This is a genomic window from Streptomyces sp. NPDC054783 (assembly GCF_053611725.1).
In genome coordinates this window covers 49,905-76,752 of sequence record NZ_JBSHAY010000037.1, presented here as the reverse complement: position 1 = coordinate 76,752, position 26,848 = coordinate 49,905, and the positions used below count along the sequence as shown (strand labels likewise).

General features: G+C 71.8%; 23 protein-coding genes. 21 read left to right on the top strand and 2 right to left on the bottom strand.

Annotated elements, in window-relative coordinates; all coding sequences use genetic code 11:
- Positions 1-105 precede the first annotated feature (105 nt).
- Entirely contained in the window at positions 106-609 is a 504-nt protein-coding gene (bldD, locus tag ACWGJ5_RS39620; protein WP_014671524.1) for a transcriptional regulator BldD, read from the bottom strand.
- Positions 610-862: 253 nt separating this feature from the next.
- Here bldD and pyrR point away from each other — a divergent pair, with 253 nt between their 5' ends.
- From pyrR to ACWGJ5_RS39550, 14 genes are all read left to right on the top strand, one after another.
- Entirely contained in the window at positions 863-1,444 is a 582-nt protein-coding gene (gene pyrR / locus ACWGJ5_RS39615) for a bifunctional pyr operon transcriptional regulator/uracil phosphoribosyltransferase PyrR (protein ID WP_453314470.1), read from the top strand.
- A gap of 90 nt (positions 1,445-1,534) precedes the next feature.
- A complete protein-coding gene (locus tag ACWGJ5_RS39610; RefSeq protein WP_453314469.1) occupies positions 1,535-2,512 on the top strand; it encodes an aspartate carbamoyltransferase catalytic subunit in 978 nt (325 codons plus the stop codon).
- A 5-nt stretch (positions 2,513-2,517) separates the two neighbouring features.
- Positions 2,518-3,804 carry a dihydroorotase gene (locus ACWGJ5_RS39605; RefSeq protein ID WP_453314468.1) on the top strand — a complete coding sequence of 429 codons (1,287 nt, stop codon included), beginning with the start codon at positions 2,518-2,520 and terminating at the stop codon, positions 3,802-3,804.
- Complete coding sequence (locus tag ACWGJ5_RS39600; protein WP_453314467.1) at positions 3,801-4,361, top strand: PH-like domain-containing protein; 561 nt, start codon at positions 3,801-3,803, stop codon at positions 4,359-4,361. Before ACWGJ5_RS39605 ends, ACWGJ5_RS39600 begins: the two co-directional genes overlap by 4 nt.
- On the top strand, positions 4,358-5,500 hold the full coding sequence (gene carA / locus ACWGJ5_RS39595) for a glutamine-hydrolyzing carbamoyl-phosphate synthase small subunit (protein ID WP_453314466.1): 1,143 nt from the start codon (positions 4,358-4,360) through the stop codon (positions 5,498-5,500). The genes ACWGJ5_RS39600 and carA overlap by 4 nt, the downstream gene beginning before the upstream one ends.
- On the top strand, positions 5,493-8,801 hold the full coding sequence (carB, locus tag ACWGJ5_RS39590; protein ID WP_453314465.1) for a carbamoyl-phosphate synthase large subunit: 3,309 nt from the start codon (positions 5,493-5,495) through the stop codon (positions 8,799-8,801). Before carA ends, carB begins: the two co-directional genes overlap by 8 nt.
- A 57-nt stretch (positions 8,802-8,858) precedes the next feature.
- Entirely contained in the window at positions 8,859-9,965 is a 1,107-nt protein-coding gene (locus tag ACWGJ5_RS39585; RefSeq protein ID WP_453314464.1) for a quinone-dependent dihydroorotate dehydrogenase, read from the top strand.
- The gene (gene pyrF, locus ACWGJ5_RS39580; protein WP_453314463.1) at positions 9,962-10,807 is read left to right on the top strand and encodes an orotidine-5'-phosphate decarboxylase; all 846 of its coding nucleotides are present in this window, start codon (positions 9,962-9,964) and stop codon (positions 10,805-10,807) included. The genes ACWGJ5_RS39585 and pyrF overlap by 4 nt, the downstream gene beginning before the upstream one ends.
- A gap of 267 nt (positions 10,808-11,074) precedes the next feature.
- Positions 11,075-11,398 carry an integration host factor gene (locus tag ACWGJ5_RS39575; protein WP_003977346.1) on the top strand — a complete coding sequence of 108 codons (324 nt, stop codon included), beginning with the start codon at positions 11,075-11,077 and terminating at the stop codon, positions 11,396-11,398.
- A 59-nt stretch (positions 11,399-11,457) separates the two neighbouring features.
- Positions 11,458-12,015, top strand: a complete 558-nt coding sequence (gene gmk, locus ACWGJ5_RS39570) for a guanylate kinase (protein WP_153544698.1) — start codon at positions 11,458-11,460, stop codon at positions 12,013-12,015.
- A 52-nt stretch (positions 12,016-12,067) separates the two neighbouring features.
- Positions 12,068-12,340 carry a DNA-directed RNA polymerase subunit omega gene (gene rpoZ / locus ACWGJ5_RS39565; RefSeq protein WP_003982715.1) on the top strand — a complete coding sequence of 91 codons (273 nt, stop codon included), beginning with the start codon at positions 12,068-12,070 and terminating at the stop codon, positions 12,338-12,340.
- A gap of 89 nt (positions 12,341-12,429) precedes the next feature.
- Positions 12,430-13,632 (top strand): bifunctional phosphopantothenoylcysteine decarboxylase/phosphopantothenate--cysteine ligase CoaBC, encoded by a 1,203-nt coding sequence (gene coaBC, locus ACWGJ5_RS39560; RefSeq protein ID WP_453314462.1) that lies wholly within the window; start codon positions 12,430-12,432, stop codon positions 13,630-13,632.
- A gap of 240 nt (positions 13,633-13,872) precedes the next feature.
- Positions 13,873-15,081 carry a methionine adenosyltransferase gene (metK, locus tag ACWGJ5_RS39555; protein WP_453314461.1) on the top strand — a complete coding sequence of 403 codons (1,209 nt, stop codon included), beginning with the start codon at positions 13,873-13,875 and terminating at the stop codon, positions 15,079-15,081.
- 361 nt (positions 15,082-15,442) lie between these two features.
- The gene (locus tag ACWGJ5_RS39550; protein WP_453314460.1) at positions 15,443-17,608 is read left to right on the top strand and encodes a primosomal protein N'; all 2,166 of its coding nucleotides are present in this window, start codon (positions 15,443-15,445) and stop codon (positions 17,606-17,608) included.
- 223 nt (positions 17,609-17,831) lie between these two features.
- On the opposite strand, the gene ACWGJ5_RS39545 is transcribed toward ACWGJ5_RS39550, so the two are convergent.
- A complete protein-coding gene (locus ACWGJ5_RS39545; RefSeq protein ID WP_453314459.1) occupies positions 17,832-18,380 on the bottom strand; it encodes a hypothetical protein in 549 nt (182 codons plus the stop codon).
- 526 nt (positions 18,381-18,906) lie between these two features.
- On the opposite strand from ACWGJ5_RS39545, the gene fmt reads away from it, so the two are divergent.
- The 7 genes from fmt to ACWGJ5_RS39510 all read left to right on the top strand — a co-directional run bounded on the left by fmt (position 18,907) and on the right by ACWGJ5_RS39510 (position 26,568).
- On the top strand, positions 18,907-19,839 hold the full coding sequence (gene fmt, locus ACWGJ5_RS39540) for a methionyl-tRNA formyltransferase (RefSeq protein ID WP_453314458.1): 933 nt from the start codon (positions 18,907-18,909) through the stop codon (positions 19,837-19,839).
- A gap of 80 nt (positions 19,840-19,919) precedes the next feature.
- Positions 19,920-21,338 carry an RsmB/NOP family class I SAM-dependent RNA methyltransferase gene (locus tag ACWGJ5_RS39535; protein WP_453314457.1) on the top strand — a complete coding sequence of 473 codons (1,419 nt, stop codon included), beginning with the start codon at positions 19,920-19,922 and terminating at the stop codon, positions 21,336-21,338.
- 135 nt (positions 21,339-21,473) lie between these two features.
- Entirely contained in the window at positions 21,474-22,160 is a 687-nt protein-coding gene (rpe, locus tag ACWGJ5_RS39530; RefSeq protein ID WP_453314456.1) for a ribulose-phosphate 3-epimerase, read from the top strand.
- A gap of 90 nt (positions 22,161-22,250) precedes the next feature.
- Positions 22,251-23,294 carry a sugar-binding transcriptional regulator gene (locus ACWGJ5_RS39525; protein WP_069781990.1) on the top strand — a complete coding sequence of 348 codons (1,044 nt, stop codon included), beginning with the start codon at positions 22,251-22,253 and terminating at the stop codon, positions 23,292-23,294.
- 962 nt (positions 23,295-24,256) lie between these two features.
- On the top strand, positions 24,257-24,682 hold the full coding sequence (locus tag ACWGJ5_RS39520; protein ID WP_453314473.1) for a ribonuclease domain-containing protein: 426 nt from the start codon (positions 24,257-24,259) through the stop codon (positions 24,680-24,682).
- Positions 24,679-24,993, top strand: a complete 315-nt coding sequence (locus ACWGJ5_RS39515) for a barstar family protein (protein WP_453314455.1) — start codon at positions 24,679-24,681, stop codon at positions 24,991-24,993. Before ACWGJ5_RS39520 ends, ACWGJ5_RS39515 begins: the two co-directional genes overlap by 4 nt.
- 132 nt (positions 24,994-25,125) lie before the next feature.
- Complete coding sequence (locus ACWGJ5_RS39510; RefSeq protein ID WP_453314454.1) at positions 25,126-26,568, top strand: GuaB1 family IMP dehydrogenase-related protein; 1,443 nt, start codon at positions 25,126-25,128, stop codon at positions 26,566-26,568.
- Positions 26,569-26,848 lie beyond the last annotated feature (280 nt).

The window sequence follows — 26,848 nt, the reverse complement described above, 5'->3', positions numbered from 1 at the left end:
CCCTCAGGCGTTCTTCCGATGTCCGTGAAATCGCCGCCGGGGGGGCCGGAACCGCAAAGTTCCGGCCACCCCGGCGGCACGTTTCTGCTGAGGTGTTTGAAGCAGTTACGCCTCTTCGTGCGTGGCCACGGCGCGGCGCGCGTCCGCGTCCAGGACACCCCAGCTGATCAGCTGCTCGGTGAGGACCGAGGGGGACTGGTCGTAGATGACGGCGAGTGTGCGCAGGTCATCCTGGCGGATGGAGAGCACCTTGCCGTTGTAGTCACCGCGCTGGGACTGGATCGTGGCCGCGTAGCGCTGCAGGGGCCCCGCCTTCTCGGCCGGCACGGTGGCCAGCCGCTCCAGGTCCAGGACCAGCTTCGGCGGCGGCTCGGCGGCGCCGCCCGGCGTGGTGCCCGGCAACAGCTCCTGCACCGGAACGCCATAGAAATCGGCCAGCTCGGCAAGCCGCTGCACGGTCACCGCACGGTCGCCGCGCTCGTAGGACCCGACCACCACAGCTTTCCAGCGACCCTGGGACTTCTCCTCGACACCGTGGAGGGAAAGGCCCTGCTGGGTGCGGATGGCCCGGAGCTTGGCCCCGAGCTGTTTGGCGTATTCGCTGGACATATAGCTCCCCGGACACTGTGTCGACGCGGCTGGACTGGGTTCCCGCCGCGCGGCTGGTAACTCACTGTGAGGTTACGCAGCGTGACTCTCCTGCGTCAAGCCGAATGGTCCACACCGACTCTTCCGTGGTAGCGGCGACGCGTTGGGCCAGGGGGGTGATCGGGGGCCTCCGTGCGACCTGCTAGGGTGGATGGCGCAAATCAGACGTCCTTTAAGGTCCGTCCCGTGAGGCGGAGAAGGAGGTCCTTTCCGTATGGACAAGCAGGACTCGCACGCCACTCCGCAGGCGTCCGATGCGCGGCCCGTTCTCGAGGGCCCCGACATCGTGCGCGTGCTGACCCGTATCGCCCACGAGATCGTCGAGCGCGCCAAGGGCGCCGACGACGTGGTGCTGCTCGGCATTCCGACCCGGGGTGTCTTCCTCGCCCAGCGGCTCGCCGTGAAGCTGGAGCAGATCACCGACCGCAAGATCCCGGTCGGCTCGCTCGACATCACCATGTACCGCGACGACCTCCGCATGCATCCGCCGCGTGCGCTGGCCCGCACCGACATCCCCGGTGACGGCATCGACGGCAAGCTGGTCGTCCTCGTCGACGACGTGCTCTTCTCCGGCCGCACCATCCGCGCCGCCCTCGACGCCCTGAACGACATCGGGCGCCCCCGTGCGGTCCAGCTCGCGGTCCTGGTCGACCGCGGCCACCGTGAACTGCCCATCCGCGCCGACTACGTCGGCAAGAACCTCCCCACGTCGCTGCGGGAGACGGTCAAGGTCCAGCTCGCCGAGGAGGACGGTCGCGACACCGTGCTGCTCGGTGTGAAGCGGACCGGCCAGTAGCAGATCCGGCGTACGGCCGCTTCGGCGTGCCCGTACACGCACCGGATTGCCTGAATTCTCCCGATTGAACTGCCTTACGGAGCCTGACAGATGCAGCGTCATCTCATCTCGGCCGCCGACCTCACCCGCGACGACGCCGTCCTGATCCTCGACACCGCCGAGGAGATGGCCCGGGTCGCCGACCGGCCGATCAAGAAGCTGCCGACCCTGCGCGGCCGCACGATCGTCAACCTCTTCTTCGAGGACTCAACGCGCACGCGGATCTCCTTCGAGGCCGCCGAGAAGCGCCTGTCCGCTGACGTCATCAACTTCTCCGCCAAGGGATCGAGCGTCTCCAAGGGCGAGTCGCTGAAGGACACCGCCCAGACGCTGGAGGCCATGGGCGTCGACGCCGTCGTCATCCGGCACGGCGCCTCCGGAGCCCCGTACCGCCTGGCGAACTCCGGCTGGATCGACGCGGCGGTCATCAACGCCGGCGACGGCACCCACCAGCACCCCACCCAGGCGCTGCTGGACGCCTTCACCATGCGCCGCCGCCTGATCGGCCGGGACGCCGGCCTCGGCCAGGACCTGTCCGGCAGGCGGATCACCGTCGTCGGCGACGTCCTGCACAGCCGCGTCGCCCGCTCCAACGTGGACCTGCTGCACACCCTCGGCGCCGAGGTCACCCTGGTCGCCCCGCCCACCCTGGTGCCGGTCGGCGTCGAGACCTGGCCGTGCGAGGTGTCGTACGACCTCGACAGCACGCTGCCCAAGTGCGACGCCGTGATGATGCTCCGGGTCCAGCGCGAGCGGATGAACGCCGCCTTCTTCCCGACCGAGCGCGAGTACTCCCGCCGCTACGGCCTCGACGGCGACCGCATGGCCAGGCTCCCCGAGCACGCCATCGTGATGCACCCCGGCCCGATGGTGCGCGGCATGGAGATCACCGCCGAGGTCGCCGACTCCAACCGCTGCACCGCCGTCGAGCAGGTCGCCAACGGCGTCTCCATCCGGATGGCCGTCCTGTACCTGCTGCTCGGTGGCAACGAGCCCGCCGTCACCCACTCTCGTACCGAGGAGAAGTAAGACCCATGAGCAAGATCCTGATCCGTGGTGCGAAGGTGCTCGGCGGCGAGCCGCAGGACGTGCTGATCGACGGCGAGGTGATCGAGGCGGTCGGCACGGGTCTGTCCGTCGAGGGCGCCGAGGTCGTGGAGGCCGCCGGCAAGGTGCTGCTGCCGGGCCTGGTCGACCTGCACACCCACCTGCGCGAGCCGGGCCGCGAGGACTCCGAGACCGTGCTGACCGGCACGCGCGCGGCGGCGAGCGGCGGCTTCACGGCCGTCTTCGCCATGGCCAACACCTTCCCGGTCGCCGACACCGCCGGTGTGGTCGAGCAGGTCTGGCGGCTCGGCAGGGAGCACGGCTACTGCGACGTGCAGCCCATCGGTGCCGTCACCGTCGGCCTGGAGGGCAAGAAGCTCGCCGAGCTGGGCGCCATGCACGAGTCGGCCGCAGGGGTCACCGTCTTCTCCGACGACGGCAAGTGCGTGGACGACGCGGTGATCATGCGCCGCGCGCTGGAGTACGTGAAGGCCTTCGGCGGTGTCGTCGCCCAGCACGCGCAGGAGCCGCGCCTGACCGAGGGCGCCCAGATGAACGAGGGCGTCGTCTCCGCCGAGCTGGGCCTGGGCGGCTGGCCGGCCGTCGCCGAGGAGTCGATCATCGCGCGGGACGTGCTGCTCGCCGAGCACGTCGGCTCCCGCGTCCACATCTGCCACCTGTCGACCGCGGGCTCCGTGGAGATCGTCCGCTGGGCCAAGTCGCGCGGCATCGACGTCACCGCCGAGGTCACCCCGCACCACCTGCTCCTCACCGACGAGCTGGTGCGCACCTACAACCCGGTCTACAAGGTCAACCCGCCGCTGCGCACCGAGCGCGATGTGCACGCCCTGCGCGAGGCCCTGGCGGACGGCACGATCGACATCGTCGCCACCGACCACGCCCCGCACCCGCACGAGGACAAGGACTGCGAGTGGGCCGCGGCCGCCATGGGCATGGTGGGTCTGGAGACCGCGTTGTCAGTGGTCCAGGAGACCATGGTCGACACGGGCCTGCTGGACTGGGCCGGCGTCGCCGACCGGATGTCCGTCAAGCCCGCGCAGATCGGACAGGCCACCGGGCACGGCCGTCCCGTCTCGGCTGGTGAGCCCGCCAACCTCACCCTCGTCGACACGGAATACCGTGGCCAGGTGGACCCCGCGGGCTTCGCCTCGCGCAGCCGCAACACCCCTTACCAGGGGCGTGAGCTGCCGGGCCGTGTGACGCACACGTGGCTGCGGGGCAAGGCCACGCTCGTCGACGGGAAGCTTTCGTGACACCTGTAATCCTGCTGGCAGAGGCCAAGAGGTCGGCCGAGGTCACCGACTGGCCGGCCCGCATCGGCTGGCTCGTCGGACTCGCCCTGTTCATCGCGCTCGTCTACTGGCTGATGCGCGAGGGCTGGAAGTGGCGCGGCACCCTCCAGAGCGACCTGCCCGCGCCGCCCAGCGCGCCGGAGGAGACCGGCCCGGTGAAACTTGAGCTGAGCGGCCGCTACCACGGCTCCACCACCGCAGGACAGTGGCTGGACCGGATCGTGGCCCACGGCCTGGGCACCCGCAGCCGGGCCGAGCTCACCCTGACCGACCAAGGGCTGGAGGTCGAGCGTCCCGGAGCGAGCGACTTCTTCGTCCCGACCGCCGCGCTGCGCGGCGCCCGGCTGGACAAGGGCATCGCCGGCAAGGTCCTCACCGAGGGCGGACTGCTGGTGGTGACCTGGGAGCTCGGCGACAAGCTGATCGACTCCGGCTTCCGCTCGGACCACGCGGCCGAGCACACCGAGTGGGTCGACACCCTGAACCACATGATCAACGACACGGAAGGCGCACGATGACGACCTCCACAAGGGGAGCCGCCAGGGTTCCCGCCGTACTCGTCCTGGAGGACGGCCGCATCTTCCGCGGCCGTGCCTACGGGGCCGTGGGGGAGACCTTCGGCGAGGCCGTGTTCTCCACCGGTATGACCGGCTACCAGGAGACCCTGACCGACCCGTCGTACGACCGGCAGATCGTCGTCGCGACCGCCCCGCAGATCGGCAACACCGGCTGGAACGACGAGGACGACGAGTCCAGCCGCATCTGGGTCTCCGGCTACGTCGTGCGCGACCCCGCGCGCGTGCCGTCCAACTGGCGGGCCAAGCGCTCCCTGGACGACGAGCTGGAGCGGCAGGGCGTGGTCGGCATCTCCGGCATCGACACCCGAGCCCTCACCCGCCACCTGCGCGAGCGCGGCTCGATGCGCGCCGGCATCTTCTCCGGCGAGGCGATCACGGCCGAGACCGAACTCCTCGCGCGCGTGCTGGCCCAGCCGCACATGAAGGGCGCGAGCCTCTACGAGGAGGTCGCGACCAAGGAGGCGTACGTCGTCCCGGCGATCGGCGAGAAGAAGTTCACCGTCGCCGCGATCGACCTCGGCATCAAGGGCATGACCCCGTACCGCATGGCCGAGCGCGGCATCGAGGTGCACGTGCTGCCCGCCACCGCCACGGCCGACGAGGTCTACGCCGTCGGCCCGGACGGTGTGTTCTTCTCCAACGGTCCCGGCGACCCGGCGACCGCCGACGGCCCGGTGGCCCTGATGACCGCCGTCCTGGAGCGGAGGACGCCGCTGTTCGGCATCTGCTTCGGCAACCAGATCCTCGGCCGCGCCCTCGGCTTCGGCACCTACAAGCTCAAGTACGGCCACCGGGGCATCAACCAGCCGGTCCAGGACCGTACGACCGGCAAGGTCGAGGTCACCGCGCACAACCACGGCTTCGCCGTGGACGCGCCGCTGGACAAGGTCAGCGAGACCAAGTTCGGCCGCGCCGAGGTCTCGCACGTCTGCCTGAACGACGACGTCGTGGAGGGGCTGCAGCTGCTCGACCAGCCGGCCTTCTCCGTCCAGTACCACCCCGAAGCGGCAGCGGGCCCGCACGACGCCGCCTACCTCTTCGACCGCTTCGTCTCCCTGATGGAGGGCCAGCGTGCCTAAGCGCACCGATATCCAGTCCGTCCTGGTCATCGGCTCCGGCCCGATCGTCATCGGCCAGGCCGCCGAGTTCGACTACTCCGGCACCCAGGCGTGCCGCGTGCTCAAGGCCGAAGGCCTGCGCGTCGTCCTCGTCAACTCCAACCCGGCGACGATCATGACCGACCCGGAGATCGCCGACGCCACCTACGTCGAGCCGATCACCCCGGACTTCGTCGAGAAGATCATCGCCAAGGAGCGCCCCGACGCCCTGCTGCCCACCCTGGGCGGCCAGACGGCCCTGAACACCGCCATCTCGCTGCACGAGAACGGCGTCCTGGCCAAGTACGGCGTGGAGCTGATCGGCGCCAAGCCCGAGGCGATCCACAAGGGCGAGGACCGCGACCTGTTCAAGGACGTCGTGGAGGAGGTCCGCCGCAAGACCGGCCACGGCGAGTCCGCCCGCTCGGTCATCTGCCACTCCATGGACGACGTCCTCAAGGGCGTCGAGACGCTCGGCGGCTACCCGGTCGTCGTCCGCCCGTCCTTCACCATGGGCGGCGCCGGCTCCGGCTTCGCGCACGACGAGGAGGAGCTGCGCCGCATCGCCGGGCAGGGCCTCACGCTCTCCCCGACCACCGAGGTGCTCCTGGAGGAGTCCATCCTCGGCTGGAAGGAGTACGAGCTGGAGCTGATGCGCGACAAGCACGACAACGTCGTGGTCGTCTGCTCCATCGAGAACTTCGACCCCATGGGCGTGCACACCGGTGACTCGATCACCGTCGCGCCCTCGATGACGCTGACCGACCGCGAGTACCAGATCCTGCGCGACATCGGCATCGCCGTCATCCGCGAGGTCGGCGTCGACACCGGCGGCTGCAACATCCAGTTCGCGGTGAACCCCGAGGACGGTCGCGTGATCGTCATCGAGATGAACCCGCGCGTGTCGCGTTCCTCCGCCCTCGCCTCCAAGGCGACCGGCTTCCCGATCGCCAAGATCGCTGCCAAGCTGGCCGTCGGCTACACGCTCGACGAGATCCCCAACGACATCACGCAGGAGACCCCGGCCTCCTTCGAGCCCACGCTCGACTACGTGGTCGTCAAGGCCCCGCGGTTCGCCTTCGAGAAGTTCCCGCAGGCCGACTCCACGCTGACCACCACCATGAAGTCGGTCGGCGAGGCCATGGCCATCGGGCGCAACTTCACCGAGGCGTTCCAGAAGGCGCTGCGCTCGCTGGAGAAGAAGGGCAGCCAGTTCACCTTCACCGGCGTCCCCGGTGACAAGTCGCTGCTCCTGGAGGAGTCCCGCCGTCCCACGGACGGCCGGATCAACACGGTCATGCAGGCCATCCGCGCGGGCGCCACGCCCCAGGAGATCTTCGAGTACACGAAGATCGACCCGTGGTTCGTGGACCAGCTGTTCCTGATCAAGGAGATCGCGGACGAGCTCGCCGAGGCGCCCGAACTGACCCCCGACCTGATCGCCGAGGCCAAGCGGCACGGCTTCTCCGACCAGCAGATCGGCGAGATCCGCGGCCTGCGCGAGGACATCGTCCGCGAGGTCCGGCACGCGCTCGGCATCCGTCCGGTCTACAAGACGGTCGACACCTGCGCCGCCGAGTTCGCCGCGAAGACGCCGTACTTCTACTCCTCCTACGACGAGGAGACCGAGGTCGCCCGGCGCGAGAAGCCGGCCGTCATCATCCTGGGCTCCGGCCCGAACCGCATCGGCCAGGGCATCGAGTTCGACTACTCCTGCGTCCACGCCTCCTTCGCGCTGTCCGACGCCGGGTACGAGACCGTGATGGTCAACTGCAACCCGGAGACCGTCTCCACCGACTACGACACCTCCGACCGGCTGTACTTCGAGCCGCTGACGCTGGAGGACGTGCTGGAGATCGTTCACGCCGAGCAGCAGGCCGGGCCGGTCGCGGGCGTGATCGTGCAGCTGGGCGGCCAGACCCCGCTCGGTCTGGCGCAGGCCCTGAAGGACAACGGCGTGCCGGTCGTGGGCACCTCGCCCGAGGCCATCCACGCGGCCGAGGACCGCGGCGCCTTCGGGCGCGTCCTCGCCGAGGCGGGCCTGCCGGCCCCGAAGCACGGCACGGCCACCACCTTCGAGGAGGCCAAGGCCATCGCCGACGAGATCGGCTACCCGGTCCTGGTCCGGCCGTCGTACGTCCTCGGCGGGCGCGGCATGGAGATCGTCTACGACGAGACGCGCCTCGCCGCCTACATCGCCGAGTCGACCGAGATCAGCCCCTCCCGGCCGGTCCTGGTCGACCGCTTCCTGGACGACGCGATCGAGATCGACGTCGACGCGCTCTACGACGGCGAGGAGCTGTACCTCGGCGGTGTGATGGAGCACATCGAGGAGGCCGGCATCCACTCCGGCGACTCGGCGTGCGCGCTGCCCCCGATCACCCTCGGCGGCTTCGACATCAAGCGGCTGCGCGCCTCCACCGAGGCCATCGCCAAGGGCGTCGGCGTGCGCGGCCTGATCAACATCCAGTTCGCGATGGCCGGGGACATCCTCTACGTCCTGGAGGCCAACCCGCGCGCCTCCCGCACGGTCCCCTTCACCTCGAAGGCGACCGCGGTGCCGCTGGCCAAGGCCGCCGCCCGGATCTCGCTGGGCGCGACCATCGCCGAGCTGCGCGCCGAGGGCCTGCTGCCGAGGACGGGCGACGGCGGCGAGCTGCCGCTGGACGCGCCGATCTCGGTCAAGGAGGCCGTCATGCCGTGGTCGCGCTTCCGCGACATCCACGGCCGCGGCGTGGACACCGTCCTCGGCCCGGAGATGCGCTCCACCGGCGAGGTCATGGGCATCGACTCCGTCTTCGGCACGGCGTACGCCAAGTCGCAGGCGGGCGCCTACGGCCCGCTGCCCACCAAGGGCCGCGCGTTCTTCTCGGTCGCCAACCGCGACAAGCGCTCGATGATCTTCCCGGCGCGCGAGCTGGTCGCCCATGGCTTCGAGCTGTTCGCCACCTCCGGCACCGCCGAGGTCCTCAAGCGCAACGGCATCAACGCCACGGTCGTCCGCAAGCAGTCGGAGGGCACCGGCCCGAACGGCGAGAAGACGATCGTCCAGCTGATCCACGACGGCGAGGTCGACCTCATCGTCAACACCCCGTACGGCACCGGCGGCCGCCTCGACGGCTACGACATCCGTACGGCGGCCGTGGCCCGCTCGGTCCCGTGCCTGACGACCGTCCAGGCACTCGCCGCGGCCGTCCAGGGCATCGACGCCCTCAACCACGGTGACGTGGGCGTCCGCTCGCTCCAGGAACACGCGGAACACCTGACCGCGGCCCGCGACTAGCAGCCCTGAGGGGGACACCGGAAACGGTGTCCCCCTCTGTATGAGGACTCTTCTGAGATGTACAAGCTTTTCTTCCGTCTGGTTTTCAAACGGATGGACGCCGAGAAGGCCCACCACCTGGCCTTCCGCTGGATCCGCCTCGCCGTCCGCATCCCGGTGCTGCGCACCTTCGTCGCGGCCGCCCTCGCGCCCCGCTACGAGGAGCTGCGCACTCAGGCCCTCGGGCTGCGCATGCACGGTCCCTTCGGGCTCGCCGCCGGCTTCGACAAGAACGCCGTCGCGATCGACGGCATGTCGATGCTGGGCTTCGACCACGTCGAGATCGGCACGGTCACCGGCGAGCCGCAGCCCGGCAACCCCAAGAAGCGGCTGTTCCGCCTCGTCGCGGACCGCGCGCTGATCAACCGCATGGGCTTCAACAACGACGGCTCGCTGGCCGTCGCGGCCCGCCTGGCGACCCGTGAGCCGGTCTTCAGGACCGTCGTGGGCGTCAACATCGGCAAGACCAAGGTCGTCCCGGAGGCGGAGGCCGTCGGCGATTACGTGAAGTCGGCCGAGCGTCTCGCGCCGTACGCGGACTACCTGGTCGTCAACGTCTCCTCGCCGAACACGCCCGGCCTGCGCAACCTCCAGGCGGTGGACCACCTGCGCCCGCTGCTGACCGCCGTCCGCGAGGCGGCCGACCGCATGGTGGCCGACCGACGCGTCCCGCTGCTGGTGAAGATCGCCCCGGACCTCGCCGACGAGGACATCGACGCCGTCGCCGACCTGGCCGTGGAGCTGGGCCTGGACGGCATCATCGCGACCAACACCACGATCGCGCGCGAGGGACTCGGGCTGAAATCCGCGCCCTCCCTGGTGAAGGAGACCGGCGGCCTGTCCGGCGCCCCCCTCAAGGCGCGTTCCCTGGAGGTCCTGCGCCGCCTGTACGCGCGCGTGGGCGACCGGATCACGCTCGTGGGCGTGGGCGGCATCGAGACCGCCGAGGACGCCTGGCAGCGCATTCTGGCCGGTGCCACGCTGGTGCAGGGCTACAGCGCCTTCATCTACGAGGGCCCCTTCTGGTCCCGCTCGATCCACAAGGGCCTCGCCGCGCGCCTGCGCACCAGCCCGTACGCCACCCTCGCCGACGCGGTCGGCGCCGACGTGAGGAAGCCCGCATGACCTCGTACGAGCCCTTCGGCGCCCGGCTGCGTCGCGCCATGGACGAGCGCGGCCCGCTGTGCGTCGGCATCGACCCGCACGCCTCCCTGCTCGCCGAGTGGGGCCTGAACGACGACGTGGCCGGGCTGGAGCGGTTCAGCCGCACGGTCGTCGAGGCGGTGGCCGACCGGGTCGCGGTGATGAAGCCGCAGAGCGCCTTCTTCGAGCGCTTCGGCTCCCGTGGCGTCGCCGTGCTGGAGAAGGTCGTCCAGGAGGCCCGCGCGGCCGGCACCCTCGTCGTGATGGACGCCAAGCGCGGCGACATCGGCTCCACCATGGCCGGGTACGCCGAGGCCTACCTGCACAAGGACGCCCCGCTGTTCTGCGACGCCCTGACCGTCTCGCCGTACCTCGGCTACGGCTCGCTCAGCCCGGCCGTCGCGCTGGCCCGGGAGAGCGGCGCCGGCCTGTTCGTGCTGGCGCTGACCTCCAACCCGGAGGGCCCCGAGGTCCAGCACGCGGTCCGCGCCGACGGCCGCAGCGTGGGCGCGACCATGCTGGCCCACCTGGCCGCCGAGAACGCGGGGGAGGAGCCGCTGGGCTCCTTCGGTGCCGTCGTCGGTGCCACGGTCGGGGACCTGTCGTCGTACGACCTCGCGATCAACGGCCCGCTCCTCGCGCCCGGAGTCGGCGCGCAGGGCGCGACGCCGGCCGACCTCCCGGAGGTGTTCGGACCGGCACTGCGCAACGTCGTGCCGAACGTCAGCCGGGGTGTGCTGCGGCACGGTCCCGAGGTGGGGGCCCTGCGGGCGTCCGCCGAGCGCTTCGCGCAGGAGATCCAGACCGCCGTGGCGGGTGCCTGAGACCTCCGAAGGGGCTTCGGAGAGCGGCGGCGCGGCGACTTGAGTGTGAATACATCCTCAAATCGGGGGCATTATGTCTGAAATGTCCGACCTGGCGGAGGCTGACCAGGACTTTTCCGCTGTTCTCGCTGACTCTGGCGGACTTGACCGCTAGTCTCCGAGCAGAGTGAACGGGCAAAGCGTGTTGCTCGTAGCTCCCCAGGTGTGGGGCGACTAGGTTCCTCACCGGTCCGTATCCGACAGTTCGACATCCGAGGTGACGTAGGCGTGGCTCTTCCGCCCCTTACCCCCGAACAGCGCGCAGCCGCGCTCGAAAAGGCCGCCGCGGCTCGCCGGGAGCGGGCCGAGGTCAAGAATCGACTCAAGCACTCCGGCGCCTCCCTGCACGAGGTCATCAAGCAGGGCCAGGAGAACGACGTCATCGGCAAGATGAAGGTCTCCGCACTGCTCGAGTCGCTGCCGGGCGTGGGCAAGGTCCGCGCCAAGCAGATCATGGAGCGTCTGGGCATCTCCGAGAGCCGCCGAGTGCGCGGTCTCGGTTCCAACCAGATCGCTTCCCTGGAGCGTGAGTTCGGCAGCACCGGCTCCTGAGTCCGGGCCCCGCCGGACCGGAGTCCCGGGCACTCCGGGATTGCTGGAATAATCGCTGCATGAGTGAACGTCCGCGGCTGACCGTGCTCTCCGGCCCCTCGGGGGTCGGCAAGAGCACGGTCGTCGCCCATATGCGCAAGGAACACCCCGAGGTCTGGCTCTCGGTGTCGGCCACCACCCGCAGGCCGCGCCCCGGCGAGAAGCACGGAGTCCACTACTTCTTCGTCACCGACGAGGAGATGGACAAGCTGATCGCCAACGGCGAGCTGCTGGAGTGGGCCGAGTTCGCCGGCAACCGCTACGGCACGCCCCGCGCGGCCGTGCTGGAGCGGCTGGAGAAGGGTGAGCCGGTCCTGCTGGAGATCGATCTCCAGGGTGCCAGGCAGGTGCGGGAGTCGATGTCCGACGCCCGTCTGGTGTTCCTGGCTCCCCCCTCCTGGGAGGAGCTGGTGCGCAGGCTGACCGGCCGGGGCACCGAGCCGCCCGAGGTCATCGAGCGCCGCCTGGAGGCGGCCAGGACCGAGCTGGCGGCCGAGCCGGAGTTCGACACGACCTTGGTCAACACCTCCGTCGAGGACGTGGCGCGCGAGCTGCTAGCCTTGATGGATGTTGTGTGATCACGAGTGTGTGATCACGAATGATCTTTTCCCACCCATCGGAAGGTAGAGCGTGTCCTCTTCCATCACCGCGCCCGAGGGCATCATCAACCCGCCGATCGACGAGCTTCTCGAGGCCACCGACTCGAAGTACAGCCTCGTGATCTACGCGGCCAAGCGCGCCCGCCAGATCAACGCGTACTACTCGCAGCTCGGCGAGGGCCTCCTCGAGTACGTCGGTCCGCTCGTCGACACCCACGTCCACGAGAAGCCGCTCTCGATCGCCCTGCGTGAGATCAACGCGGGTCTGCTGACGTCGGAGGCCGTTGAGGGTCCCGCGCAGTAACCGTTCGTTTTCGCATGACAGGCCCGGCGGCGCGACTGCCGGGCCTGTGGTGTGTCATGGAGGCGTAGGTTCAACGAATGGGAGTCCCGGTGGACAAGCCGAGGGTCGTTCTGGGTGTCAGCGGCGGCATCGCCGCCTACAAGGCCTGTGAGCTGCTGAGAAGGTTCACGGAGTCGGGCCACGACGTCCGTGTGGTGCCCACCGCCTCCGCGCTGCACTTCGTCGGCGCGGCCACCTGGTCCGCCCTGTCCGGCAACCCCGTCTCGACGGAGGTCTGGGACGACGTCCACGAGGTCCCGCACGTCCGCATCGGCCAGCACGCCGAGCTCGTCGTGGTGGCTCCCGCGACGGCCGACATGCTCGCCAAGGCCGCCCACGGCCTCGCCGACGACCTGCTGACCAACACCCTCCTCACCGCCCGCTGCCCGGTCGTCTTCGCGCCCGCCATGCACACCGAGATGTGGGAGCACCCGGCCACCCAGGAGAACGTGGCGACGCTGCGCCGCCGCGGCGCCGTCGTCATCGAGCCCGCGGTCGGCCGGCTCACCGGCGTCGACACCGGCAAGGGCCGGCTGCCCGACCCGGCGGAGATCTTCGAGGTCTGCCGCCGTGTGCTGGCCCGCGGTGTCACCGAGCCCGACCTCGCGGGGCGGCACGTCGTCGTCTCCGCCGGCGGCACCCGCGAGCCCCTCGACCCGGTCCGCTTCCTCGGCAACCGCTCGTCCGGCAAGCAGGGCTACGCCCTCGCCCGCACCGCCGCCGCCCGCGGCGCCCGGGTCACGCTGATCGCGGCCAACGCCGGCCTGCCCGACCCGGCGGGCGTGGACGTCGTGCCGGTCGGCACGGCCGTCCAGCTGCGCGAGGCCGTCCTGAAGGCGGCGGCGGACGCCGACGCCGTCGTCATGGCCGCCGCCGTCGCCGACTTCCGTCCCGCGGCCTACGCCGCCGGCAAGATCAAGAAGAAGGACGGCCAGGACCCCGACCCGATCGTCCTGGTGCGCAATCCGGACGTCCTCGCGGAGATCTCGGCCGAGCGCGCCCGCCCCGGCCAGGTGATCGTCGGCTTCGCCGCCGAGACCGACGACGTCCTCGCCAACGGCCGCACCAAGCTCGCCCGCAAGGGCTGTGACCTGCTCGTGGTCAACGAGGTGGGGGAGCGCAAGACCTTCGGTTCCGAGGAGAACGAGGCCGTGGTGCTGGGCGCCGACGGCAGCGAGACCCCCGTGCCGTACGGCCCCAAGGAAGCCCTGGCCGACACCGTCTGGGACCTCGTCGCACAGCGCTTGAGCTGACGTCCAGGCGAGCTCGACGGCGGGTTCACGCCACACCGAAATCGGGTGTGGCGTCCCTGGCCAAGGCCGCCCGGCATTGTGCAGAATGCCCGTGCCGCAGGTCACAGCGCTCCCGAGAGGCGAGACACGTGCCCCATCGGAGGAGTGCGACCGATAAACTGTTCACGGTCGACGCCGGGCGCAGCCCCGCGCGTCGCCGCAAATGATCAGCCAGCAGCCGCTGCAACCACAGGGAGCGTTGTGTCCCGTCGCCTGTTCACCTCGGAGTCCGTGACCGAGGGTCACCCCGACAAGATCGCTGACCAGATCAGCGACACCATTCTCGACGCGCTTCTGCGCGAGGACCCGACCTCCCGGGTCGCCGTCGAGACGCTGATCACCACCGGCCTGGTGCACGTGGCCGGCGAGGTGACGACCAAGGCCTACGCGGACATCGCGACCCTGGTCCGCAACAAGATCCTCGAGATCGGCTACGACTCCTCCAAGAAGGGCTTCGACGGCGCCTCCTGCGGCGTGTCGGTTTCGATCGGCGCGCAGTCCCCGGACATCGCACAGGGCGTGGACACGGCGTACGAGACCCGGGTCGAGGGCGACGAAGACGAGCTGGACAAGCAGGGCGCCGGTGACCAGGGCCTGATGTTCGGCTACGCGTCCGACGAGACGCCGACCCTCATGCCGCTGCCGATCTTCCTGGCGCACCGCCTGTCGAAGCGCCTGTCCGAGGTGCGCAAGAACGGCACCATCCCCTACCTGCGCCCGGACGGCAAGACGCAGGTCACCATCGAATACGACGGCGACAAGGCCGTCCGCCTCGACACGGTGGTCGTCTCCTCGCAGCACGCCTCCGACATCGACCTGGAGTCGCTGCTGGCGCCCGACATCCGCGAGTTCGTCGTGGAGCCGGAGCTGAAGGCGCTGCTGGACGAGGGCATCAAGCTGGAGACCGACGGCTACCGCCTGCTGGTCAACCCGACCGGCCGCTTCGAGATCGGCGGCCCGATGGGCGACGCCGGCCTGACCGGCCGCAAGATCATCATCGACACCTACGGCGGCATGGCCCGCCACGGCGGCGGCGCGTTCTCCGGCAAGGACCCGTCCAAGGTGGACCGCTCGGCCGCGTACGCGATGCGCTGGGTCGCCAAGAACGTCGTGGCGGCGGGCCTGGCCTCCCGCTGCGAGGTCCAGATCGCCTACGCGATCGGCAAGGCCGAGCCGGTCGGTCTGTTCGTGGAGACCTTCGGCACCAACAAGGTCGAGACCGAGAAGATCGAGAAGGCGATCGACCAGGTCTTCGACCTCCGACCGGCCGCGATCATCCGCGACCTCGACCTGCTCCGCCCGATCTACGCCCAGACGGCGGCCTACGGCCACTTCGGCCGCGAGCTGCCCGACTTCACCTGGGAGCGCACGGACCGCGTGGACGCCCTGCGCGCCGCCGTGGGCCTGTAAGCCCCGACCGCTCTTCTCACCGAGGCCCGGTTCCCCTTCTCCGGGGGCCGGGCCTCGGTGCGTACGAAGCGCCGAAGGGAAGGGGCGGGCCCCGAGGGAGACGACCACTTCCCCCTGGCCCGTGTGGGGCGGCCTCCCCGTCGAGCCCGACCACCGTGCCGTACCTCCCGGCACCCGAATTGACTGGTGGCCCGGCCGGGCGGTATCTACCCTGTCGAGGTCGACACCGCCCGGTGCGAAGGTCGCGGTTACTTCGTGGAGCGTGCCCTCCGGGGCGTGCGGTGAAGCCGAATCCGTACCGCTGCCGATCCGGATCTCGGGCGGACGTCGGTTGTCAGTGCCGTTTGGTAAGAATGCAAGCGTGAGCAGCGAGAACGGGACGCCCCCGGCAGAAGGGGACGGCGGGGCCGAAGGGGCGGCGCCGCCGGAGCAGCTCGCGCTCATCCGGGAGAGCGTGCGCAAGGCGAAGGTGCCGCGGGCCAAGCCGCGGACCTGGCGGGGAGCCGCGCTCGCCCCGCAGCTGCCCGTCGCCCGCGTGCTGGTCGACAAGGGCGTGCTGCATCTCGACCGGTACTTCGACTACGCCGTGCCCGCGGACCTGGACGAGCAGGCGCAGCCCGGAGTGCGGGTCCGGGTGCGGTTCGGGGCCGGGCGGGGCCGCGTGCGGGAAGGCCGCCGGGAGGGCGGCGAACTCATCGACGGGTTCCTCGTCGAGCGGCGGGACGAGTCCGACTACGCCGGGCCGCTGGCCGCCCTCGCCCAGGTCGTGTCGCCGGAGCCGGTGCTCAGCGAGGAGCTGCTGGGCCTCGCGCGGGCCGTGGCCGACCGGTACGCCGGAAGCCTCGCCGACGTGCTCCAGCTGGCCGTGCCGCCGCGCAGCGCCCGGGCGGAGCAGCGGCCGTCACCCGAGCCCCTGCCCTCGCCGGCAGCGCCGGAGACGGCCTCCTGGGGCCGGTACGAGCACGGGGATGCATTCCTCCAGGCCCTCGCCTCCGGCGGGTCCCCCAGAGCCGTCTGGAACGCGCTCCCGGGCCCGCTGTGGAGCGAGGAACTGGCCCGTGCCGTCGCCGCCACGCTCGCCTCCGGCCGCGGTGCCCTCGTCGTCGTACCGGACGGGCGGGCCGCCGCGCGGGTCGACGCCGCGCTCACCGCGCTGCTCGGTACGGGCCGGCACGCGCTGCTCACGGCCGAGGCGGGGCCCGAGAAGCGGTACGCGCAGTGGCTCGCGGTGCGCCGGGGGTCCGTACGGGCCGTGGTGGGTACCCGGGCCGCCATGTTCGCGCCCGTCCAGAACCTGGGGCTCGTCGCCGTCTGGGACGACGGCGACGACAGCCACAGCGAGCAGCACGCCCCGCAGCCGCACGCCCGGGACGTGCTGTTGTTGCGGGCCGCCCTGGACAAGTGCGCGTTCCTGCTGGGGAGTTGGAGCTGCACCGTGGAGGCCGCCCAGCTCGTGGAGAACGGCTGGGCCCGGCCGCTGGTCGCCGGGCGGGAACAGGTGCGCCGAGCCGCCCCCCTGGTCCGGACTGTCGGGGACGACGACCTCGCCCGCGACGAGGCCGCCCGCGCCGCCCGGCTGCCGACGCTCGCCTGGCAGGCGGCCCGCGACGGGCTGCGGCACGGCCCGGTGCTCGTACAGGTGCCGCGGCGCGGTTACGTCCCCAGCATGGCCTGCGCGCAGTGCCGGGCGCCCGCCCGGTGCCGGCACTGCTCCGGGCCGCTCCAGGGACAGGACGCCGGGGTTCTGCGGTGCGGCTGGTGCGGGCGCGAGGAGAGCGCCTGGCACTGCCCGGAGTGCGGCGGTTTCCGGCTGCGCGCCCAGGTCGTGGGTGCCCGGCGGACGGCCGAGGAACTGGGGCGCGCCTTTCCCGCCGTCCCGGTGCGCACCTCGGGGCGGGAACACGTGCTGGACACGGTGCCGGGCACGCCCGCGCTCGTCGTGAGCACACCGGGAGCCGAACCGGTCGCCGAGGGCGGCTACGCGGCGGCCCTCCTGCTGGACGGCTGGGCCATGCTCGTACGACCCGACCTGCGGGCCGGCGAGGACGCGCTGCGCCGGTGGATCGCGGCGAGCGCGCTGGTACGGCCGCCTGGCGAGGGGGGCGCGGTGGTCGTGGTGGCCGAGCCGACCCTGCGGCCGGTCCAGGCGCTGGTGCGCTGGGATCCCGTCGGGCACGCGGTGCGGGAACTGGGCGAGCGGGCCGAGCTGGGCTTCCCGCCGGTGTCGCGGGTGGCGGCCGTGTCCGGGACGCCCACGGCCGTCGCCGGGTTCCTGGCCTCGGTCGAACTGCCGTCGGACGCGGAGGTGCTGGGGCCGGTGCCGATGGCGCCGGCGCCGCCCGGCCGGCCCCGCAGGCCCGGAGCGCCGCCGCCGGGTGAGCACTGGGACCGGGCGCTGGTCCGGGTGCCGCCGGGGAGCGGGGCCGCGCTGGCTGCCGCACTGAAGACCGCCCAGGCTGCTCGTATGGCACGGGGGAGCGGGGAGAGCGCGGTCCGGGTGCGGATCGATCCGCCGGACATCGGGTGACGGCGGTGTTCGGTGTTCCGGGTGGCGGTCCGCCCGCGCACCGCCCGTTCCCGTCGGTCGAGAGGCCGGACGACGTGTGGCGGTTGCTCGCCGTCGGCGGCCGTCCGGTGGGGCCGGTGGGGTCGGTGGTGTCGAACTGTTCGGACGGGTGCGGACCCTTGGTTGCCCTCCCGGATGGGGACGGGAGGGCAGGGGGAGTCGTCAGCCGCTGCTCAGATGTTGTTCAGCCGTTGCGCGGGGCGGGGAAGGCCGTCGGGCGGGCGTCGTCGCGGTCGCGCAGGGCCGGGCTGCCCGCGGTCGGCTGTGTGGGCATCGAACGGGCCGCGGGGACCGTCGGGACCGTGGGCAGGCCGGTGTTCGCACCCAGCGTGCGGGTGCCGGATGGCTCCGTGGCCCGCTCGGCCTCGGCGGCCGCCTGGGCCGCGGCGCGGCGGGCTCCGTAACGGCGGTGCACGGCCTGTTTGGTCACGCCGAGCGCCGAGCCCACCGCGTCCCAGGAGAAGCCGAGCGAGCGGTCGAAGTCCACGGCGGCGGTGACCAGGGTTTCGACACTGTCCCGGAGTTCCTGGGCAAGGCGCACCGTCGGGGCGGGGGCGCGTCCGTAGACGACGAAGCCCGTGGAGGGGCCGGAGCGGCGCGGGCGGTAGACGTTGCCCAGTTGGGCGGTGAGCGTGCGCAGTGCGTCCACCTGCCGGCGGACTCGCTCGATGTCCCGCACCAGCAAGTGCAGGCTGGCCCGGGCCTGGGCGTCGTGGGTTGCGTGGTCGGCCATGAACAAGCCTCTCGAACCGGCGTTGAAAGGAATTGGGCCGCTATGGCGGCCCTAGGTGGTCAACTCTTTCTTGACCAACGCGTGTGCGCTCCGCTGGTCACGGGGTGGGGGCGTACGGGCATATGCGTACGCCGGTTGTCCGGGCGTGCGCCGTGGAAGGTTCGGGTTTTCTGTCCTCCCACCCGCGCACCGCCCGTTTCCATTCGGTCGAGAGGCTGGACAACCTGCGGGGGGCGCTCGCCGTCGGCGTCCGCAGGTTCGTATGTCCGTTCGGCTGTCCGGGACGGTATGCGCCTTCCCGGCGTCACGTCCGCCGTCCGTCGGCGCGCCCGGCCGGCGGCGGTCGGGTGGCCTTCGCGGTGCGGTGCGTTCGGTGGTCGCCTCGCTTTCCCGTCCGGGCGGCCTTTGCCTCGCCCTGTGCCCTCCTCGTCCGTCCGGGTCCGTGGGCATGGCTTGTGCGTCGTTCCTTGGTCATAGACTGGTGTGCTGCCCGTCCAACCCCCGCCCGAGAGGCCCGATCCCGCCCATGAAGCTCGTCTTCGCCGGTACCCCCGAGGTCGCCGTTCCCGCTCTGGACGCTCTGATCGCCTCCGGGCGGCACGAGGTGGCCGCCGTCGTCACCCGGCCCGACGCGCCGGCCGGGCGTGGGCGCAGGCTGGTCGCGTCGCCCGTGGCCGAGCGGGCGGAGGAGGCCGGGATCGAGGTGCTGAAGCCGGTCAGGCCGCGGGACCCGGAGTTCCTGGAGCGGCTGAAGGAGATCGCGCCGGACTGCTGTCCCGTCGTCGCCTACGGCGCCCTGCTGCCCCGCGTGGCCCTCGACATCCCCGCCCACGGCTGGGTCAACCTGCACTTCTCGCTGCTGCCCGCCTGGCGCGGAGCCGCTCCCGTGCAGCACTCCATCATGGCGGGCGACGAGATCACCGGCGCGTCGACGTTCCTCATCGAGGAGGGGCTCGACTCCGGGCCCGTCTACGGCACCGTGACCGAGGAGATCCGGCCTGCGGACACCAGCGGTGACCTGCTCACCCGGCTCGCCTTCGCGGGCGCGGGGCTGCTCGCCGCGACCATGGACGGCATCGAGGACGGCACCCTGAAGGCCGTACCGCAGCCGACCGAGGGCGTCACCCTCGCGCCGAAGATCACCGTCGAGGACGCCAGGGTCGACTGGACGACGCCCGCTCTGCGCGTCGACCGGGTCGTGCGCGGCTGCACCCCGGCGCCCGGCGCCTGGACCGTCTTCCGCGGCGAGCGGCTCAAGCTCATCCAGGTCACCCCCGTGCCCCAGCGCACCGACCTCGCGCCGGGGCGGATGGCCGTCGGCAAGAACAGCGTGCACGTGGGCACCGGTTCGTACGCCGTCGAGCTGCTCTGGGTGCAGGCGCAGGGCAAGAAGCCGATGCGCGCGGCCGACTGGGCGCGCGGTGTGCGCATCGCCGAGGGCGAGACGCTGGGCGGCTGACGCCCCGGGCGGCAGGGGTGACGGCCCGTCGACGTACGCTGGACACCGCACCCCTTCTTCACATCCGGAGCACCTTTTTCGTGAGCGAGCAGTCCCGGCGGCCGCGCAGGCCCGCCAAGCCCTACCGCCGTCCGCAGAAGGACCCCGTCCGCATGCTGGCCTTCGAGGCCCTGCGCGCGGTCGACGAGCGGGACGCGTACGCCAACCTCGTGCTGCCTCCGCTGCTCCGCAAGGCGCGCGGGCAGGGCGACTTCGACGCGCGGGACGCCGCCCTCGCCACCGAACTGGTCTACGGCACGCTGCGCCGGCAGGGGACGTACGACGCGGTGATCGCCGCCTGTGTCGACCGGCCGCTGCGCGAGGTCGACCCGCCGGTGCTCGACGTGCTCAGCCTCGGTGTGCACCAGCTGCTGGGGACGCGGATCCCGACGCACGCCGCCGTCTCCTCCTCCGTGGAGCTCGCGCGGGTCGTTCTCGGCGACGGGCGCGCCAAGTTCGTCAACGCCGTGCTGCGGAAGGTGGCCCAGCACGACCTCGACGGGTGGCTGGAGAAGGTCGCGCCGCCGTACGACGAGGACCCGGAGGATCACCTCGCCGTCGTGCACTCGCATCCCCGGTGGGTCGTCTCCGCGCTCTGGGACTCCCTCGGCGGCGGGCGCGCCGGTATCGAGGACCTGCTGGAGGCCGACAACGAACGGCCCGAGGTGACCCTGGTCGCGCGCCCGGGGCGGGCCACCACCGAGGAGCTGCTGCGCGAGGACGCCGCCGTACCGGGGCGCTGGTCCCCGTACGCCGTGCGGCTGGCCGAGGGCGGGGAGCCGGGCGCCGTGCAGGCCGTGCACGAGGGGCGGGCCGGAGTACAGGACGAGGGCAGCCAACTGGTCGCCCTCGCGCTCGCCAACGCGCCCCTCGAAGGCTCCGACAGCATGTGGCTGGACGGGTGCGCCGGGCCCGGCGGCAAGGCCGCGCTGCTGGCCGCGCTCGCCGCCGAGCGCGGGGCCACACTGCTCGCCTCCGAGAAGCAGCCGCACCGGGCGGGTCTCGTAGCCAAGGCGCTGGCCGGCAACCCGGGGCCGTACCAGGTGATCGCCGCCGACGGCACCCGGCCGCCGTGGCGTCCAGGCACCTTCGACCGCGTGCTGATGGACGTGCCGTGCACCGGGCTCGGCGCGCTGCGCCGGCGCCCCGAGGCCCGCTGGCGGCGGCGTCCGGAGGACCTGGACAACTTCGCGCCCCTCCAGCGCGCCCTGCTGCGCACCGCGCTCGACTCGGTGCGGGTCGGCGGTGTCGTCGGCTACGCGACCTGCTCGCCGCACCTGGCCGAGACCCGCGCGGTCGTCGCCGACGTCCTCAAGCAGCACCCGGAGGCGGAACTGGTCGACGCCCGTCCGCTGCTGCCTGGCGTACCCGCGCTGGGCGACGGCCCGGACGTACAGCTCTGGCCCCACCTGCACGGCACGGACGCGATGTACCTGGCCTTGATCCGCAGAACGGCCTGAACGCCGCCGGGGCGGGGCTGTATCGATGTGCGGCTCCGCCGCGGGGCGCGAGCAACCCCCACCAATCCGCGGACGAACCACAACCGCAATGGACCGCCGTTACAGCCAAGCGCGGCGGCATGGGAGGCTTGGGGCATGGCCGTGCAGATCAACCCCAGCATCCTGTCCGCCGACTTCGCCCGCCTCGCGGAGGAGGCCAAGGCGGTCCAGGGCGCCGACTGGCTCCACGTCGACGTCATGGACAACCACTTCGTCCCGAACCTCACGCTCGGCGTGCCGGTCGTGGAGTCCCTGGCGCGTGCCACGGACACCCCGCTGGACTGCCATCTGATGATCGAGGACCCCGACCGCTGGGCGCCCCAGTACGTCGAGGCGGGGGCCTCCTCCGTCACGTTCCACGTGGAGGCGGCCGCGGCCCCGGTGCGGCTCGCCCGGGAGATCCGTGCCAAGGGGGCCCGCGCCTCCATGGCACTGAAGCCGGCGACGCCGATCGAGCCGTTCGAGGACCTTCTCCCCGAGCTCGACATGCTCCTGATCATGACGGTCGAGCCCGGCTTCGGCGGCCAGGCGTTCCTCGACATCATGCTGCCGAAGATCCGCCGCACCCGTGAGCTGATCAGCAAGCACGGCCTGCAGCTGTGGCTCCAGGTGGACGGCGGCGTCTCGGCCTCGACGATCGAGCGGTGCGCGGACGCGGGAGCGGACGTGTTCGTGGCAGGCTCGGCCGTGTACGGGGCGAAGGACCCCGAGGAGGCGGTCCGTGCCCTGCGCGCGCAGGGCGAGTCGGCCACCGCCAAGGCGTCCTGGGCATGCGACCACTGAGCCACAGGTACGTGAACGGTTAAGTGAACGGCGCCCTTCAGGGCGGATCCGCCGCGCCGAATCTGCAAGGATGAACGGCGAATCCAGAGTGTGAACAGCAGTGAGGAGATCGCCGTGTCGGGTATGTCGGCGGGCCGGTCAGCCATGCGGATGGGACCCGCTGAGCTGGTGCAGGCGGCGGCCATGGCCCGCCGCTTCTACCTCGAGGGCAAATCCAAGATCCAGATCGCCGAGGAGTTCGGCGTCAGCCGCTTCAAGGTGGCGCGGGTCCTGGAGACGGCTCTCGAACGGGATCTCGTACGCATCGAGATCCGTGTCCCGGCCGAGCTGGACGCCGAGCGCTCCGACGCGCTCCGCGCCCGCTACGGCCTGCGGCACGCCGTCGTGGTCGAGTCCCCGGCCGAGGCCGAGGAGACCCCCGACCCCGAGAACCTCGGTGAGGTGGCCGCCGACCTGCTCGGCGAGCTCGTCAACGAGGGGGACGTGCTCGGGCTGGCCTGGGGCCGGTCCACGATCCACATGGCGGCGGCGCTCGACCGGCTGCCGCCGTGCACGGTGGTGCAGCTGACGGGCGTGTACGACGCCGGGACCTCGGAGCGCGGCTCGGTCGAGGCCGTGCGGCGCGCCGCCCAGGTGTCGGGCGGCGACGCCCACCCCATCTACGCGCCGATGCTGCTGCCGGACGCGGCCACCGCGGCCGCGCTGCGCAACCAGACCGGGATCGCCCGGGCCTTCGAGTACTTCGACAAGGTCACGGTCGCCTGCGTCTCCATCGGCTCCTGGGAACCGGGTATCTCGACCGTGCACGACATGCTCAGCGACGAGGAGCGGGCGCACTACGCCTCGCTCGGCGTCGCCGCCGAGATGGCCGCGCACCTCTTCGACGCCGAGGGGCGCCGGATCGGGCGGGACCTGGGGGAGCGGTGCATCACGGTCAAGGCCGACCAGCTGCGCCGTATCCCGGAGGTCGTGGCGATCGCCGGCGGTCAGCGCAAGGCGGCCGCGATCGACGCGGTGCTGCGGTCGGGGCTGGTCACGAGCCTGGTCACGGACACGTCCGCCGCGGACTACCTGATGACGGCCGGGCCGACGCCGAAGCCGACGCTCGGCCGCGCGGACCCCGACGGGCACTGAAGGCTCCGCGGGGGCGCGGGAGTTCGCGAGCGAGAGGGTGGTCACACGGGGAGCCGGGAGACTGCGTCGGCTCTCATGGCGTTCCGTGGGCGGGGCGCGCGGGTCGTGGCCCGTCGAGGCCTGCCCGGCGGCCGGTGCCGGTCAGCGCGTCCCCGGCCGCCGACCCGCCCGCCTGTCGCGCGGGAGCGGGCGGGGACCGGCTGCCCATGGCGTGGCGTGGTGTGTCACGTCCCGGGCGGGTCGCGGCAGCCTGGGAGCGGGACGGCCGTGGCAGCATCAACGACATGTTGCCGCGGTTCGTCCCCCACATGCCCAGAGGGCCCCTGACACAGCCCCGGGCCACCGGAGGGCCGTCGGCGCCGCCCGACATGCCCGGACGGTCCCCGATGCCGCCCCGCACGGCTGGACAGTCCGGGAGGCCACGGCGCACGCGTGGCCGGTCATCGGCGCCGCCCCGCACGCTGGCACGGCCCGTTATGTCGTCCCGCACGGCTGGAACCGCGCCACGCGCGTCTGCACGGTCGTCGACGGCGCCCCAGGCGGCCGGAGAGCCCGTGACGGCCCCCGGCGGCACGCCCGGACGACCCGCGACGCCGCCCCACACGACCGGGGAGTTCTTGACGCAGCGCGGCAGCTCCGGACGGCCCGCGGCGTCTCCCCACGCGGCCGGGGCGTTCCCCACGCCGCCCCGCACGCCTCGGCGGCCCGCGACGCCTCCCCACGTGGCGAGGGAGTTCTCGACGCCGCCCCCCACGCTCGGACGGCCCGTGGCACCGCCCCCCACGCCCGGGGCGTCCTCGACGCCGCCCCGCACGCTCGGACGGCCCGCGACGCTCCCCCACCCGGCGAGGGAGTTCTCCACGCCGCGACGTTCCCTCACCTGGGCCCGCGGGCGGTTCCGGACGCCGGCCGGCGGAAGGGCCCGCGCGTCGGTCCGCGGGCGGACCCGGACACCGGCCCGCCTGCTGCTGGGGCTGCTGGCCTTCGTCGTGTCCGTTCTGCTGGCGGGATGCTCGTCCGGAGCGAGCTCGCATCCCGGTTCCGGTGCCGGAGTGAGTTCGGGTGTGCGGGCGTCCGGCGCGAGTGTGTCCGTGCCGGCGTGGGCGCACGGCATGGGCACGGTCGGGGCGGCCCAGCTGCCGGCCGAGGCGCGCAGGACGCTCGCGCTGATCGACAGGGGCGGGCCGTTCCCGTACGCCAGGGACGGCGTCGTGTTCGGGAATTTCGAGGGGCATCTGCCGAGGCACCAGCGCGACTATTACCACGAGTACACGGTCAGGACGCCCGGCTCGCACGATCGCGGGGCCCGGCGCATCGTCACGGGTCAGGGCGGGGAGATCTACTACACCGATGATCACTACAACTCGTTCCGGGCGGTGCTGAGATGACGGAGGTCGTGCTGACGCTGGACCTCGGCGGTGTCGCCGACAAGGCCGGCCTCATGGACCGCGCCGCACGCGCCCTCACACTGCCCGGCTGGTTCGGCCGCAACTGGGACGCCCTGGCCGACTCCCTCGGTGACCACACCGTGTGGCCCGAGGGGGCGGTCGAGCGGGGACTGCTGATCGTCGTGCGGAACTGGCGGCCGTACGCCGAGGCCCGGCCGGACGAGTGGCGGATCGTGCAGGAGGTGTTCGCCGAGGCCGCGGACCACACGTCCGCCCTGTCCGTCGCCCTCGCCCTTGGAGGATCCTCCTAGGTGATCGGCGCCCACCCTGGATGTTCCGTGGGGGCGTGACAGCGGCGCCGACATGGGACAATGAAGTACGTGCTCTTTCCCCCTGGCGCACCCGTCGGGGGGTCACCTCTGATCGACTGGGATGTGCAGCACGTGCGTTTCCTCAATGACATCCAGCCCGCGTACGACCTGACGTACGACGACGTGTTCATGGTGCCGAGCCGCTCCGCGGTGGGCTCGCGTCAGGGCGTGGACCTCGCCTCGCCGGACGGCACGGGCACCACCATCCCGCTCGTCGTGGCCAACATGACCGCCATCGCCGGCCGCCGCATGGCCGAGACGATGGCCCGCCGCGGCGGTCTGGTGGTCATCCCGCAGGACATCCCGATCGACGTCGTCACCGATGTCGTCTCCTGGGTGAAGAGCCGCCACCTGGTGCTCGACACGCCGATCGTGCTGGCCCCGCACCAGACCGTCGCCGACGCGCTGGCGCTGCTGCCGAAGCGCGCCCACAACGCCGGTGTGGTCGTGGACGAGGAGCAGCGGCCCGTCGGCGTCGTCACCGACGCGGACCTCACGGGCGTCGACCGCTTCACCCAGCTCGAAGTGGTCATGTCCAAGGACCTGCTGCTCCTGGATGCGGACATCGACCCCCGCGAGGCGTTCAACCGGCTGGACGCGGCCAACCGCCGCTACGCCCCGGCCGTCGACAAGGACGGCAAGCTGGCCGGCATCCTGACCCGCAAGGGCGCCCTGCGCGCCACGCTGTACACGCCGGCCGTCGACGCGCAGGGCAAGCTGCGCATCGCCGCCGCCGTCGGCATCAACGGCGATGTGGCGGGCAAGGCCAAGCAGCTGCTCGACGCCGGCGTGGACACGCTCGTCATCGACACCGCGCACGGCCACCAGGAGTCGATGGTCAGCGCCATCAAGCTGGTGCGCGCCCTCGACCCGCAGGTGCCGATCGTCGCGGGCAACATCGTCTCCGCCGAGGGCGTGAAGGACCTGATCGACGCCGGCGCGGACATCATCAAGGTCGGTGTGGGCCCCGGCGCCATGTGCACCACCCGGATGATGACCGGCGTGGGCCGGCCGCAGTTCTCCGCGGTGCTGGAGTGCGCCGCCGAGGCGAAGAAGTACGGCAAGCACGTGTGGGCCGACGGCGGTGTCCGCCACCCGCGCGACGTGGCCATGGCCCTGGCGGCCGGTGCGTCCAACGTGATGGTCGGCTCCTGGTTCGCGGGTACGTACGAGTCGCCGGGCGACCTCCAGCACGACGCCAACGGGCGCGCCTACAAGGAGTCCTTCGGCATGGCCTCCGCGCGCGCGGTGCGCAACCGCACCTCGGAGGAGTCGGCGTACGACCGTGCCCGCAAGGCGCTGTTCGAGGAGGGCATCTCCACCTCGCGCATGTTCCTCGACCCGGCCCGCCCGGGCGTCGAGGACCTGATCGACTCGATCATCGCGGGCGTCCGCTCCTCGTGCACCTACGCCGGTGCCGCCTCCCTGGAGGAGTTCGCCGAGAAGGCCATCGTCGGCATCCAGAGCGCCGCGGGCTACGCCGAGGGCAAGCCGCTGCACGCCAGCTGGAACTGACCGGCGCAACACGCCGCGACGGCCCCCGTCCTTCCCGCGTCAGGGAGGGGCGGGGGCCGTCGGCGTATCCGGAGGTTTCGGCTCCACGGGGCCGGAAGGCCGGTACTCACTTGTGGGGGCGAAGGTGCATATGAGGCTCGCTCTGCAACGGTCGGCAGCCCGCGCGCAACGATTTGTCATCGCGGTCCGATGAACGCAATGATCATCCGGGGATGCGCATGGTTGCTGCATTACGCCCGTGAAGGACCGCCTCATAGGGTGCTCGTCTGTACGTGGCGTG

Excerpts from the sequence above, each read along its gene's own strand:
- ACWGJ5_RS39585 (WP_453314464.1), top strand. The coding sequence starts at position 8,859 with ATGTACAAGCTTTTCTTCCGTCTGGTTTTCAAACGGATGGACGCCGAG.
- pyrR (WP_453314470.1), top strand. The coding sequence starts at position 863 with ATGGACAAGCAGGACTCGCACGCCACTCCGCAGGCGTCCGATGCGCGG.
- rpe (WP_453314456.1), top strand. The coding sequence starts at position 21,474 with ATGGCCGTGCAGATCAACCCCAGCATCCTGTCCGCCGACTTCGCCCGC.
- fmt (WP_453314458.1), top strand. The coding sequence starts at position 18,907 with ATGAAGCTCGTCTTCGCCGGTACCCCCGAGGTCGCCGTTCCCGCTCTG.
- carA (WP_453314466.1), top strand. The coding sequence starts at position 4,358 with ATGACGACCTCCACAAGGGGAGCCGCCAGGGTTCCCGCCGTACTCGTC.
- gmk (WP_153544698.1), top strand. The coding sequence starts at position 11,458 with ATGAGTGAACGTCCGCGGCTGACCGTGCTCTCCGGCCCCTCGGGGGTC.
- ACWGJ5_RS39545 (WP_453314459.1), bottom strand. The coding sequence starts at position 18,380 with ATGGCCGACCACGCAACCCACGACGCCCAGGCCCGGGCCAGCCTGCAC.
- pyrF (WP_453314463.1), top strand. The coding sequence starts at position 9,962 with ATGACCTCGTACGAGCCCTTCGGCGCCCGGCTGCGTCGCGCCATGGAC.
- ACWGJ5_RS39610 (WP_453314469.1), top strand. The coding sequence starts at position 1,535 with ATGCAGCGTCATCTCATCTCGGCCGCCGACCTCACCCGCGACGACGCC.
- bldD (WP_014671524.1), bottom strand. The coding sequence starts at position 609 with ATGTCCAGCGAATACGCCAAACAGCTCGGGGCCAAGCTCCGGGCCATC.
- ACWGJ5_RS39605 (WP_453314468.1), top strand. The coding sequence starts at position 2,518 with ATGAGCAAGATCCTGATCCGTGGTGCGAAGGTGCTCGGCGGCGAGCCG.
- ACWGJ5_RS39515 (WP_453314455.1), top strand. The coding sequence starts at position 24,679 with ATGACGGAGGTCGTGCTGACGCTGGACCTCGGCGGTGTCGCCGACAAG.